The following is a 12926-nucleotide window of genomic DNA, read 5'->3' on the forward strand; positions in this document are numbered from 1 at the left end:
TGACAACTACGCCTCTATACACAGGCATCCGGCTAACGGATAAAACGGCCGCATACAGCCCGAATAGCCGGCTGTTTACGGCATTCGAAAGCGTTTAACTACGAAGGAGATGTATGAATGAATAAGCTTCAACTTATAGCTACCGCCCCGATGGGGCTCGAAGCGATCGTATCGCGCGAGCTGAAGGAGCTTGGCTATCATGACCAGCAGGTCGAGAACGGCCGGGTCATATTTGCCGGCGAGCCGCTGGATATATGCCGCGCCAACCTGTGGCTCCGCTCGTCGGACCGGGTGCTCGTCAAAATGGCGGAGTTCCCGGCTACCACATTTGAAGAGCTGTTTGAAGGAACGAAAGCGATTAACTGGCCCGACTGGATTCCGGGCGACGGCGAATTTCCGGTCGAAGGACGCTCGCACAAATCGCAGCTGTCCAGCGTACCGGCCTGCCAAAGCATTGTCAAAAAGGCAGTCGTCGAAAAAATGAAGGAGCGCTACAAAACGGACTGGTTCCCGGAGGATGGAGCGCGCTTTGTCATCGAGGTATGGCTGCTGAACGACGTGGCGATGATTACGCTTGATACGACGGGCGCAGGCTTGCACAAAAGAGGCTACCGCCAGCAAATTACGGAAGCGCCGATTAAAGAAACGATGGCGGCCGCGCTGCTCGACATCAGCCGCTGGCGCCCGGACCGCCCGCTGTATGATCCGTTCTGCGGTTCCGGCACCATTCTGATTGAAGCGGCGATGAAAGGCTGGAACATTGCGCCGGGCATCCGCCGGTCGTTTAACAGCGAAGGCTGGCCGCTCGTGCCGGAGGAGCTGTGGGAGCAAGCGAGAGAAGAGGCGTACGACGCGGTTCAGGACGATTTGCCGCTGGAAATCGCCGGCTCGGATATCGATCCGCAGGCGATTGAAGTGGCGGAAGCGGCTGTCCGCCGTGCCGGCTTCGGCAAGGACATCAAGCTGCAGGTGCTGCCGGTTTCGAAAGCGATGCCTTCGGGGGATTACGGCTGCATCGTCACGAACCCGCCTTACGGTGAGCGGCTTGGCGATGTCGAACAAGCCGATATTGCAATCCGCCAGCTCGGCGCTGTAGCGAAGTCGCTGCCAACCTGGTCGTATTTTGCGATCAGCCCGGCCAAAACGTTTGAGCATCATTTTGGGCGTAAAGCCGACAAAAAAAGAAAGCTGTTCAACGGGCGAATTGAGTGTCAATACTATCAATTTTTTGGTCCGCTCCCTCCTAGACGCTAATCATCACGAACAAAGCGGATATGCGAAAGGATGAGAGCTGAAATGCCGGCAAGCAATTGGTTTCGGCAAACCTGCCGTTTTATGCTGCAAAGCTTTCAAAGGCTCAAAGGAGCGGACTTTCTGCTTTTTTTGGCCGTCATGCTGCTTAAGCTGTATTTCTTCGACCGCCTCATTCACGTTCAGTACATGGACATGAACCAGACGGACGCGCTTGTGGCGCTTGGCACCCTTGCGTTAATCGGATTTTGGACATTATGGCTGCCCGTTCGCGGCCGCCTCATCGCTCTGATCATTATCGATTTTATATTAACGTTTGTGGTTTACGCCGATTTGATTTATTACCGCTATTTCCAGGACTTTATTTCCGTGCCGGTGTTGTTTCAGGCCGGTCAAGTGGAGTCGCTGGGCGGCAGCATCACGACTTTGCTGAATATTAAAGACGCCAAGCTGCTTGCGGATTTGCCTTTCGTATTCCTATTCCTGCTGTATTTGCTGTTCAGGGGCAAACGCGATTTGCCTGCCCGCCGCCGGTTCGGCTGGAAAACAGCGGCTTACCGCGCAAGCATCAGCATAGTTGTTTTTGCGGCGGGCTACGGTTTTGTTTTCGGAACAATCAAGGACGCCAGAAGCACTTGGGCGCAAGGGCTGTTCGAGCAAAGCTACTGGAACGTCTCGCTGTACAACTTGACCGGCGTGCTTGGTTTCCACGGCTACGATATTTACCGTTACGCCAAGCAAAACTGGCTGGACGGCGGCAGCGTATCCGCCACACAAGCGGCTGCAACCCTCGACTATATGCAGTCGCGCGGAGAAGCCCGCAAGGAGCTGGAGCAGGACAAGCTGTTTGGCGCCTATAAAGGAAGCAACGCCATTGTGGTGCAAGCTGAAGCGTTCCAGAACTTTGTCGTTGGACAATCCATCGGCGGCCAGGAGGTTACGCCGAATATAAACAAGCTGATCGGGGAAAGCGCCTATTTCAGCCAGTTTTACCACCAGACCGCGCAAGGACGGACATCTGACGCCGATTTTGCAGCCAACTGCTCGATGCAGCCGGTAACGAACGGCTCTGTTTTTATTATGTATGCGCAGCATCAGTTCGACTGTACGCCTTCGATTCTGAAGGATAACGGCTACTACACTGCGGCATTTCATGCGTATGACGGCGGCTTCTGGAACCGGAACAATATGTATGCCAACATGGGATACGACCAGTTTAACAGTCGCAAAAGCTTCATCGAAGATGAACATGTCGGCTGGACGGTCGGAGACAAGTCTTTTTTCACCCAGTCGGTAGATCTGATGGCGAAAGAGCAGCAGCCTTTTTACTCGTTCCTCATTACGTTGTCCAGCCATCATCCGTTTACGCTTCCGGACAGCGTGAAAGAGCTGAATACAGGCGAGCTTGACGGCACGCTGATGGGCGATTATTTGCAGGCGGTCCATTATGTCGACGCCGCATTGGGCGTGCTGGTCGAACAGATGAAGGCAAAAGGGCTGTGGGACAACACAATTCTTGTTTTTTACGGCGATCACGACAATTCCATCAAAGAGTGGGATACATTCGAGAAGTTTCTGGGCAAAAAATTAAACAAGCTGGACCGCGAAATGATTTTGAAGCAGGTTCCGCTGCTTGTCCACTTGCCGGACGGCGCGCAAGCCGGTGTCCATCCAGCTGTCGGCGGACAGCTGGACATCGCTCCAACCATTATGCATTTGCTCGGTATTTCAACCGCGGATCAAATGATGCTCGGCACGCCGCTGCTGACGGAAAAGCCGGCAGAGCATAAAGTCATCGTATTAAGGAACGGCTCCTACACAGACGGGCATGTGTATTATATGCCTTCCACGGACGGGCTGGGTACGGGCAGCCAATGCCTTAGCATCGACACTGGCGGCGTAGCCGTAGATTTAGACGAGTGCAGACCGATGACGCAGCAAGTCCATGACGAGTTGTCCCATTCGGACTTGATCGTGACGAATGATCTCATTCCGGAGCTGCATGAGCTTGCCGCTACCAAGGCGAAGGCGGCAAGCGAAGCAGCAGACGCAAGCGCCGGGAAGCAGTAGATGCTCTAATACTTAAGTTTGTCTGTCACAACCAAAAGACCGCCATAGCTGGCGGTCTTTTTATCTTAATTCCCGCTTGATTTATTTCTCCCGTACAAAAAACACGGCCCTCGCCCTCCTTTCGTGGACTTAGGCCGTCTTCTGTTTGTCTTGATTCGTTTTTCGTTCATACTCCCTATGCTTTTTTATGTGCCGCCAGCCAGTTCAAAATATCGTCCAGCGTCTTCACCGGCACGATATTCAGGTCGGGCGCTCCTTGATACGCTTCATCCGCTTCGTCGGCCGGGACAAAAAAGACGTCCGCATTCGTACGGCTGACCGTGTAAGCCTTTTGCCGTACGCCGCCTACAGGGCCAACCGAACCGTCCGCTTCGATCGTACCTGTACCCGCTACATTTATGCCATGGGTGACACCGCCCGGCGTCAGCTGGTCCAGTATGGCCAGCGTCAGCATAGCTCCATGCGAAGGGCCGCCGATATGGGCAATATAGTGCCGGTACGAAACGCCCAGCGGGATGTCCATTACCAGATCATTTTGGACAGAAATGCCGAATACGGCGCGATTATCGCCGTCCTCCGACGATTTGGTCGGCACCTTGACTGTCAGCGTTTTGCCTTCACGGTTCAAGGTCACGTTCACCTCTGTTCCGGCTTTCACTTGCTTCATATAAGCGGTCATCGCATTCAAATCGTCAATACCATGGCCGTCAAGCTGCCGGATCACGTCCCCGGCCCGCAGCAGCTTGTCCGCCGGACTGCCTGCCACAATCGCCGCCACCTTGACCCCCTGCACAGTAATGCCTTTGCCGACGCCGGCCCGCTGCATAGCAATCGCTCCGGCCACGCTGTTGGCATCATTTTTCATCTCCAGCACTTCCGTATATTGTTCTGCAAGCGGAGGTTCGTCAGGACCTACCTGATCAAGCTCGTAATCCGGGAATACCGCCTTGTACAGCCAGTCCGCCGGAAAAGCCGGCCTTTCGAATACCAATACGCCGTTAATGCTGCCGCCGGAAGAACCGCCCTCCACATGCGCATAACGGTTCATCGGCATCGTCAGTCCCGGATAAGTAACGCGGTAGGAGGTTGGCCAGCCAAACAGCACGAGCAGCGCAAGGATGATAAGCAGCGTTGCCGTAGAGCGCAACGGCCATCTCCGCCGGCCTGATCCCGCTGAAGCCCGCGCCGAAATTTCCATCGCAAACAAATCCACCAGCGTCCAAAGCCAAGCGCACACAAGCAGGCTTACTGCAATCAGCAGATGCCGCTGCAGTGCAAAAAAACCGATAAGCGAGCCGCCGGACAACACCGCCGATACAATCCCGATTATACGGTTCCGAAGCCCGGAGGCGGCAGCTGCGCTGCAGACAGCTCCTATCAGCCATAACAAAGGGATCAAGCAGATCCCATAATAAAGCGGATTGATAAGATCAATCCATTCCGCTCCGCCAGGCAGCCGGATGGGATCCGCAATCCAGATCAGCTCGCCTGCGAGTATGCCTATGAATACTCCAATTGTGCCTGCCAAATAAAATAAACGGCTGCGCTGCACGGTCAACATGATCCCTCTTTTCACCTTTTGCAAAAAAAGAACCCGGCCATCTGGTCTGCGGCGAGTTCTTTCATTTGCTTTCGTTATTTCACGTAGGGCTTGATTTTTTCGACTGCTTCGTCTTCGTTTGCTGCTTTTATATAACGGCCATTAATATAAATAAAGGCGTATTTTTTGCACGGGCCGCAATACGATTTGCAGCCGACCTTTATTTCGGCATCCGGCGAAAGCTTTTGCAGCTTCGGAAGCAATGTCTTCAGCTTCACGCTTTGGCATTGGTCGCAAACGCGAATGTCATTAACCGCCATTAGTGATTATGTGTCCCAAAGGATGGATTTGTAATTTCAAAGCCCTCTTGCGGTACATAGAAATAATCGATGCGGATGCCGTCGAGAAAAGCGTTTCCTTCCTCCAAAATGACATCGATATCCTTGTCTGTCGATACAACCGCGTCCTTCTCGCCCGGTACGTCAATCGCCATGCCGTAATGGGCATGGTCGCCGTGCGCATGCGTTACGTATACGCGTACTTTTTTTCCTTCGTTTTCAGGCTTGTCCAATTCAAGCTTTAATATTTTGGCGGCGTTGCGCGAAATTTTGCATTTCATAACGTTCCCCAGCTCCTTCAGCTATGTTTATGGCATACTCAAAAAGAATGCCAGTATTATTTGATTTTATTATTATACTTCTTCTCCATCCGCCCGGCAAACCATTCTGCAGCAATCATCGTTACCGCAATATCGTCAAACGGCATAAGCGGAAGCGCATCGGGAAGAACCCAATACAGCAGCACCGGAATCGTGAAAAGAAGTTTGTCCGCCAAAGCGACATCCTTAGATCCCAGCAGCCGGAAAACGCGGACGAACGTATCCTTCCAATGCCGGAGTGAAAGCAGCTTTCGCATTCGCTCAAGTCCCCTCCCGCTTCAAAATCGGTCGCTGTTAGCATAGCCGAAAGAGGTTATTCTAACACGCCAAGAGGGAAGGCGGCAAAGCCCTCCCGCTGATCACCGGCGCCATTGCATCGCTTCGAGCAGAAGCGGCTTCACTTCGGCATAAATAGCCGGAACATCCGAGTAAGGCAGCGGATTAACGCCTTCGCCGGCTTCAACCGTAAAACCCGGGCGGCGGAAACGTTTGATGAACCAGTCCTTGTACCCTGCATCGCTGTCCGTCAGCTTTACAGGCTTATAGCCGCTGGCCTGGCCAAGCCGCGCTGCAAGCTCCTCCGCATCGGCCGGCTCATATTCTTTGTAGTTCCAATAAATTTCCTTGCCTTGTGTATGAAGCGCGATCACCGTATCAAACGGAATGGACATGGTGAAGCTGGCCATCGCTTGCGCTTCAGGCTCGCTGAGCGGGCAAATCCCGGCATAATCCCGCGGTCCCGGGCCTGCGACTCCGCGCCGCAGCCTTTCTTCCTCCCACCCCGCAGGGAACTGGTCGTTTAAATCTACGCCGCGGATATTCGCCTTCCACTGGTCAAACCGCCCGCTGCCTCCATTCCACTCGAGCAGCTGCCGATCCAACGGCAGGATGCCTGTTGTCCCAAACAACGACAAATCGACTCCGTCCGGGTTAACCATCGGCACCGCCCATAACGTTGTTTCCTTGTATAAGCGGGCGGCTCCGGCTTCCCCAGCAGCATAAGAGCCGGCCAAATCGTCCAGAAAGCGCATCAGCAGCGCTGATGTAATCCATTCATTGGCGTGAAAAGAACCGTTCATGTGGATAGGCCTGCCGCCTTCGCCCAGACGGAGCGCAATAAGCGGCTTGCCCAGCACGCTGCAGCCGACCGCATACGCTCTGACGAACGGATATTTGCGGAGCAGCAGGTCACAGTCCGCCCGAAACAAGCTGAAATGATACCCCGGAACGCGGGAATAGCCATACATAGGATACGCCTCCTTGTTCGCGTGTTAACAACCCGAAAGCGCGGATGCTCTCTACATGCTATGAACCGGGCGGCGGGCAAAGACCCGTAAAAAAACCAATTGGCACCGCCCATAGCCGTAACGGCCGGAGCGGTGCCAATGGGGTTATCCGATTTGCTTGACCTGCCATACAACCGGAGTTAATTGAATTTGTTCCCCAAGCCATTGCTGGGCAATCATTTTGAACAGGCCGGCATCCCCGCTGCAAAAAAACTGGTGAACCGGCATTAATTCCGACCGCGCCTGCTTGCCTTGATCATGGAGAATCGTGCTGATGTCACGAGCGGTTTCATCCGCCGAGCTGATTAAATTCACTTTGTCCCCCATCACTTCCGCAATCGTTTCTGTTAGAAAAGGATAATGCGTACAGCCTAAAATAAGGCAATCCATCGGATAATTGCGCAAATGGCCAATCGAAGACAACACGGTTCTGTACGTCTCCTCTGAACGGAAATTGCCTTGCTCTACAAGGGGGACAAACTCCGGACAAGCTTCACTGATCACTTTCACATGAGGTGTTATTTCCTTTAACGCCATATCGTAGGCGCCGCTGTTGATCGTGCCTTGCGTACCAATCACGCCGATACAACCGGATTGCGTACGCTTGACCGCCGCTCTCGCCCCGGGATTAATGACGCCGATAACCGGAACGTCCACCCGGGAGCGGATATCTTCCAGCGCTACCGCTGTCGCCGTATTGCAAGCAATAACAATCATTTTGGGCTGGAATTGAAGCAGATAATCCACGATTTCTCTCGTAAAACGGACAACTTCCCAGGAAGGCCTGGGACCGTAAGGCGTGCGGGCCGTATCCCCGAAATAAACAACCTTCTCACGCGGCAGTTGGCGCATAATTTCTTTGACGACAGTCAACCCGCCTACTCCGGAATCCAATACTGCAATTGGCTGCTGCACAAGCACACCGCTTTCTTTGCGCAAAGTTGTCGAGCTTTCTGAGAAGCTGGTGAAACTTTAGTAGCATATGTATTTTGCAGCTAAAAGGTACCTTCGCTTGCCGCAGGCATCCCCAACGCCGCAAACGAAAAACCTCCGGTACAACAGCCTCTGCGCCGCTTGTAGGGGAGGTTTTTCAATTGGCGTTTCACCGCCGTTATGAGCGGGCCGGATCGCTGTCCGTTTCGTCCTTGCCTTCTCCGAATAGCTCCAGATCAGAAAATGCAAGCTCCAGTTCTTCCTGGCGGGAATGGTGGCTGCTGACAGCAGCAAGCTCCTCTTCGGTGCCGGCGCCGCGCCACGATTTCACCGTACTGGCCACTTTGCTTCCCATTTGTTTTGCTTTTTCCGCCATATCGGATGCCGTTTCGCCTACTTGGCTGGCAACTTTCACCGTAACATCCCCAACCTTATGTGCCCCAACCGAAATATCATGCCGCATTTCTTTTCCCGTTTTTGGAGTAAGCAGCAAAGCTGCGATAGAGCCTGCAACCCCTCCTGCCAATGCGCCTAACCAAAATCCTTTTCCTTGCTTGCGAGTAGACATATTATTCGCTCCTTTCGACCTTATGGTGCCCTTCATCTGTGCGCTGCCATTCGGAGCCGGCGTTCTTTTCGGCGGTTTTTCGGCGGGACTGCCACAGCTGCCACGCTGCCATGCCAATTTCCATCCATTCAAAAGCTTCGCCGATTTGTTTTTTTTCCGCCGCCCGCTCCACATGCTGCGCCGCTTGATGCGACAATACGGAGGAAACGCGATGGACGGCTCTGGTCGACTGCTCAATCGCCCCGCCGATTTGATCCGCTGCTTCAAACAGGCGGCTCGCCGATTGCAGCTGCCGGTTCGCGGACTTCAGCGCTTGCTCGGCAGGCGGCACCAGCCTGGCATACTGCTGTGCCAGCTGCTGCACTTCCTGTTTCGCTTCTCCTGCCAAAACCAGCATCGCCTGCATTTTTACAGCAAGCATCCGCAGTGCAATCAGCAGACCTGCGGCAAGCCCTACAAAAGCTGCAGCCGCAATCACTGCACTCCATTCCATCACCGTCATAGGCGTCTCCTCCTTCATATGTGGCGTCAAACTAGACGAATGCCCATTTCGTATTGCCATTATAAGCAGGTTAGGCTTATCCTGACACAACGTTCAAAAATAAAAAAACAGAAAGGCAAAAGCGCATGGAGGAGGAGTCCCTGTCTCATGGTCAGGAATCCTTCCTTTTCGCTTTTGCCCTTCTGTATCACTCATCAAGCTCCGGTAAATTACAGCTCGTCCTTCAAATACTGTTCAACGGCGTCTTTAAAAGCATGCAGTACAGCTCCAAGCTGCCCTGTTAACGGATGAAGCTGTGTACGGTCTAGCTCAAAATAATCCTGCACAAGCGGCTTGCGCAGCTTAACCAGCTCCGTAAGCGTCTCGGACAGGTGCTCCGGGAACGCTCCAGCTTCCCCGATAATATCAATGATGTCCTCATAGCTGCTGGCATCCCGCAAAATAAAACCGTCGATCAAAAAGCTGCCTACATCCGTTACCGTTTCGATTGCCAGATGAAGCGCGCGCTCCTGGGCCAGCCCTTCAATCAGCGTCCCGCTCCACTCCGCGGACAGCTTGTTCAGCGCTTCCGCAACCGCCGGAATCGTCTGCAGCCGGATCGCGATTTGCTCTTCGTTTACGTAGTACATGATTTCGCCTGCTTTCAAACTTGCTTCTTCTTTTTAGCCGCCCGGCGCTTCAGCCAAGGCACCATAATTATAGCGCTTACGATAATGACAATTAAATAAGTCAATATTTCATAAACGTCGCCCATATCCGGTTCTATGTCTCCTTAAGATTCATAATCCACGCTGACCGAAGACTCGCGCACTTCGTTCATATGTACAATCACTTTCTGATGGACCGGATGTACCTGGTAAGCTTCCAGCGCTTCAAGCGAATCAAATGTTGTCACCAGCGCGATATCGTAGGAACGGGCGGAATGCACCACATCAATGCCCACTTCGATCGACTTCAGCACATCAATCTTCCCTTTCATATCCCGAAGCACCTGAGCTGTACGTTCCACATTCTCGGCGCTGCCGTCCTTCAGCTTAAAAAACACGATATGTGTAATCATTTCATTTCCTCCTCCGCATTCGCATGACAAATTCCCTTCTGTCACATAATAACCCAAGCACTCTCTTTACGGCAATCTTATACGAAAGGTTCGATGCCTCCATGCGTTATCCGGTAACGATTGCGGCCACCCTGATCGGACTGGCCGTTTGCTTGTACAATTATACGGGGTACGACCCGCATAATATGATTTTCTTTATGTTCAGCGTGCCCGCCTGGTTCGTGGATTTGTTTTACGATGTCCATGACGTAAGCGTAATGTTGATGTACATCCTTACCGTTGCGACCTGGGCGCTGATCGGCTATATCGCCGACCGGATCATTTTGCGGAGCAGCCGCCGCTCGCGTACTTAAGACATACGGAACAAGCCGGCAAGCCGTTACAGACCTGCAAAAGGCCGATCCCGGCCGGCGGATACGATAAAGGAGCCCTTCCGGGCTCCTTTTCTATCCTTTATGAACCTTCTACAATAAGCTTGGCCGTCATGGTCGCGTGGCCAACCCCGCATGGCACCGAGCAATGCATCACATATTCTCCCGGTTTCGTGAACTCAATATCCTGCTGAAGATGATCGCCTTCCAAATCCACGTTCAGATCTTCGATTTTCAAGCCATGGATACCGCTTTTGTTCGAAAGCTTCAGTCTAACCTTATCTCCTACTTTAACCGTATAAACATCTTGGTCATACACAAAATCGTTGGAGGCAGACACTTTAAGCAGCGTCATCCCTTCCGGCAGCGAAGCGCTTTCGTCAACTGGTTTCTCAGGCAATCCGAATGTCAGCAAGTACACTCCCAGAAGCGAGGCGGCAATGAATAGGACAAACATAACCCATTTGTGCATTGCAATATGCTCCCCTTTGCGGCAATAATGTCTATTCTTTATATTAATAAGATGGTCTGAAGTTCTCAACCTTAAACTGTTTATTGTGGAAAGTTTTTTTATATTTATGGCAAAACCATGAACAAAAGCGCGAATTATCCATTATTGCGAAAAATACGTTTTTAACACCCGCTCGGACTCTGCTTTTACAAATCCCCATACCATATAGAACCGGTGATGATAACCTCGGCATACATACTGTGCTTCAAGCCCGTTTTTGTCCTGGCGCTGCTCATATATTTTAATTCCTTTGCTGCGGAAATCTTTGCGGATCGCCGCCATATCCAGCAGCACCCGGTCTTGTACGGCGCGCAGCAGCGAATCGTACAGCCGGGGCAGCTTCATAGAGGCGGAGCCGATTACCCCGATATCATGATCCAGGATACGCAGCACGATGCCCAGCAGCACGTATTGTTTCACCAGATCCAGCTCTTCTTCCGTCTGAACCGGCGGCTGTAATCCGGACGGCTCACCGTCTGCGCGTTCATCCGCTTTTGTTGTTGCAGCCATCGCTATTTCCTCCCGCGGTACATAATAAGAACATTTGTTCTCTTTTTATTATATCCCCGCAAAGCCTGTCCATGCAATAGAAGCAAAAAAAGGGCCTTTCACCTCGCAGCTGCGTCCCCTTCTTTGTTCCTCATGTTTTCATTCCATCCGGGTTACGTCTTGTCCTTCAACGCAGCAATAATTTTACGCAGCCGGTCCGGCAAAGGAAGCCCCAGCTTCCCGTAGTTCTCCACGATAGAAATCAGCTCGTTGGCCGTATAAAAGTAAATAGCCGCACCCATCGTCGCATTATTCAAGTCCAGAAACAGGTCAATGCGATGCGACAGCATAATGATTAACAGCGTCAAACCTTTTCGGGTCAGCCCCAGAAGCCGACGGCGCTGCTCAGCTTTTTATCCTTCAACGCAACCAGCACGCCGGTCAAGTAATCAAGGCCCATCCCAATTAACAGCACGGTAAGCGCCTCCGACCATTTACCGAACGTAAATGTCAAGACAGCGCCGGCTGCCCCGCAAACCGAACAAAGCATTACAAATGGCATTTTTACACCTCATCTCTGTACAACCATGCTGTATGTTATGCGGAAAAAATCAGGTTGTCCGTTATACTTCGCGCGGGTAAAAAGCCCGATTCTATCAATTGTGGCATCAGCCCGTTCCGGACGGCTATCGCCCATGCCCGCTGTGAGCCGGCTATCCGTTCCGGCCGGAGCCGGCCCGGCGTCCGCACATTAAAAAAAGCCTCTAAATCTACCTGCAATGCGGTAGTTTAGAAGCTTCCCGTGTCTGGTTTCGGAACCGGATTATCCAAGGCTGTTCTTCCGGAGGGCAGCCTTTGCCCGAAAGAAAATCCAGCCGTTACGGCTTTATAGACTGGTTCTGGCCACCGTCAGCGGCAGCCCGGCGGCACGGAAGCGGCTGATTTCGAATTCATCCAGCCGATCATCCGTAATAACGCTGTCAAATTGATCCAGAGCAGAAAAAATGGCAAACGAGTGATACCCGAATTTCGTGGAATCCGCAAGCAAAATATTTTTGCCGGCCGCGCTCATCGCCGCCTGCTTGGCGCCAACGATTACGGGCGACCACGCCATCGCCCCTTTGACGAGCGATACCGCTTCGCAAGAAGAGAACGTAATGTCCGCCGTTACGCCGGCAAGCATTTTTTCCGTATACAGCCCGTCGAGGCTGCCTGCCCATTTGCTGAGGCGGCCGCCGGTGCAGTAGACATCAAATGTCGCAAAACGCTTCTCGTTCGCCAGCAGCAGCGCCGTGTTCAAATCGCGGGTAATGATTTTCAGATGGCGGAACGGCTCCAGCTCATCAATTAAAGCGGCAATCGTCGAGCCGGCGTCCAGAATCAGGCTCATGCCGTCCTGCACATGCTTCGCCGCTTCTTTCGCAATGGCGGACTTCAAAGGCTGGTTCTGCTGAGACCGGTATTCGTAGCTGGCTCCCGCGAAAGTCTGAATCCGGACCGCTCCGCCATGGGAACGCTGAATTTTCCCCTCGGACTGCAGCAAATCCAGATCGCGCCGGATCGTCATGGAGGAAACCCGGAATTTTTCAGCAAGCTCCACAATCGTGACCTGATTTTGCTGCTCCAGCATCCGCATTATTTCATGCCGCCTTGTGCCCATCAGCATGCCGCATCCCTCCTTAGTTCA

16 protein-coding genes and 1 pseudogene are annotated in these 12926 nt (G+C 52.7%); 3 read left to right on the forward strand and 14 right to left on the reverse strand.

The features are described from left to right. The first annotated feature begins 117 nt into the window (after positions 1-117). Both ET464_RS08455 and ET464_RS08460 read left to right on the forward strand, forming a co-directional pair. The gene (locus tag ET464_RS08455) at positions 118-1254 is read left to right on the forward strand and encodes a THUMP domain-containing class I SAM-dependent RNA methyltransferase (protein ID WP_129440018.1); all 1137 of its coding nucleotides are present in this window, start codon (positions 118-120) and stop codon (positions 1252-1254) included. A gap of 42 nt (positions 1255-1296) precedes the next feature. Further along, positions 1297-3321: an LTA synthase family protein gene (locus tag ET464_RS08460; protein WP_244226719.1), complete on the forward strand. Its 2025-nt coding sequence runs from the start codon at positions 1297-1299 to the stop codon at positions 3319-3321. 175 nt (positions 3322-3496) lie between these two features. On the opposite strand, the gene ET464_RS08465 is transcribed toward ET464_RS08460, so the two are convergent. The 10 genes from ET464_RS08465 to ET464_RS08510 form a co-directional block, all read right to left on the reverse strand. Then, positions 3497-4882, reverse strand: coding sequence for a PDZ domain-containing protein (locus ET464_RS08465; protein ID WP_165279955.1), 1386 nt, complete (start codon positions 4880-4882; stop codon positions 3497-3499). A gap of 74 nt (positions 4883-4956) precedes the next feature. Continuing rightward, a complete protein-coding gene (locus ET464_RS08470; protein ID WP_129440024.1) occupies positions 4957-5181 on the reverse strand; it encodes a YuzB family protein in 225 nt (74 codons plus the stop codon). Then, entirely contained in the window at positions 5181-5480 is a 300-nt protein-coding gene (locus tag ET464_RS08475) for an iron-sulfur cluster assembly accessory protein (RefSeq protein ID WP_129440026.1), read from the reverse strand. The genes ET464_RS08470 and ET464_RS08475 overlap by 1 nt, the downstream gene beginning before the upstream one ends. Positions 5481-5536: 56 nt before the next feature. Further along, entirely contained in the window at positions 5537-5776 is a 240-nt protein-coding gene (locus tag ET464_RS08480) for a hypothetical protein (protein ID WP_129440028.1), read from the reverse strand. 102 nt (positions 5777-5878) lie between these two features. After that, positions 5879-6766 (reverse strand): M14 family metallopeptidase, encoded by an 888-nt coding sequence (locus ET464_RS08485; protein WP_129440030.1) that lies wholly within the window; start codon positions 6764-6766, stop codon positions 5879-5881. Positions 6767-6910: 144 nt separating this feature from the next. Next, complete coding sequence (gene racE / locus ET464_RS08490; RefSeq protein WP_129444218.1) at positions 6911-7720, reverse strand: glutamate racemase; 810 nt, start codon at positions 7718-7720, stop codon at positions 6911-6913. 196 nt (positions 7721-7916) lie between these two features. Beyond that, entirely contained in the window at positions 7917-8306 is a 390-nt protein-coding gene (locus ET464_RS08495; RefSeq protein ID WP_129440032.1) for a YtxH domain-containing protein, read from the reverse strand. A gap of 1 nt (position 8307) precedes the next feature. Further along, complete coding sequence (locus tag ET464_RS08500; RefSeq protein WP_129440034.1) at positions 8308-8808, reverse strand: hypothetical protein; 501 nt, start codon at positions 8806-8808, stop codon at positions 8308-8310. Between the two features lie 209 nt (positions 8809-9017). Continuing rightward, a complete protein-coding gene (locus ET464_RS08505) occupies positions 9018-9437 on the reverse strand; it encodes a DUF86 domain-containing protein (protein WP_129440037.1) in 420 nt (139 codons plus the stop codon). Between the two features lie 143 nt (positions 9438-9580). Next, on the reverse strand, positions 9581-9868 hold the full coding sequence (locus ET464_RS08510) for a Dabb family protein (RefSeq protein ID WP_129440039.1): 288 nt from the start codon (positions 9866-9868) through the stop codon (positions 9581-9583). A 101-nt stretch (positions 9869-9969) separates the two neighbouring features. Between ET464_RS08510 and ET464_RS08515 the strand changes: the two genes are divergently transcribed. Continuing rightward, positions 9970-10221, forward strand: a complete 252-nt coding sequence (locus ET464_RS08515; protein WP_129440041.1) for a hypothetical protein — start codon at positions 9970-9972, stop codon at positions 10219-10221. A 100-nt stretch (positions 10222-10321) separates the two neighbouring features. On the opposite strand, the gene ET464_RS08520 is transcribed toward ET464_RS08515, so the two are convergent. The 4 genes and pseudogenes from ET464_RS08520 to ET464_RS08535 all read right to left on the reverse strand — a co-directional run bounded on the left by ET464_RS08520 (position 10322) and on the right by ET464_RS08535 (position 12905). After that, entirely contained in the window at positions 10322-10711 is a 390-nt protein-coding gene (locus ET464_RS08520; RefSeq protein ID WP_129440043.1) for a cupredoxin domain-containing protein, read from the reverse strand. Positions 10712-10852: 141 nt separating this feature from the next. Then, entirely contained in the window at positions 10853-11260 is a 408-nt protein-coding gene (locus ET464_RS08525; RefSeq protein ID WP_129440045.1) for a YhjD family protein, read from the reverse strand. A gap of 152 nt (positions 11261-11412) precedes the next feature. After that, positions 11413-11801: pseudogene (locus ET464_RS20850) on the reverse strand (phage holin family protein). A 324-nt stretch (positions 11802-12125) separates the two neighbouring features. Then, positions 12126-12905: a DeoR/GlpR family DNA-binding transcription regulator gene (locus ET464_RS08535; RefSeq protein ID WP_129440047.1), complete on the reverse strand. Its 780-nt coding sequence runs from the start codon at positions 12903-12905 to the stop codon at positions 12126-12128. Positions 12906-12926: the final 21 nt, after the last annotated feature.

This window comes from Paenibacillus protaetiae (genome assembly GCF_004135365.1).
Lineage (GTDB): Bacteria > Bacillota > Bacilli > Paenibacillales > Paenibacillaceae > Paenibacillus_AP > Paenibacillus_AP protaetiae.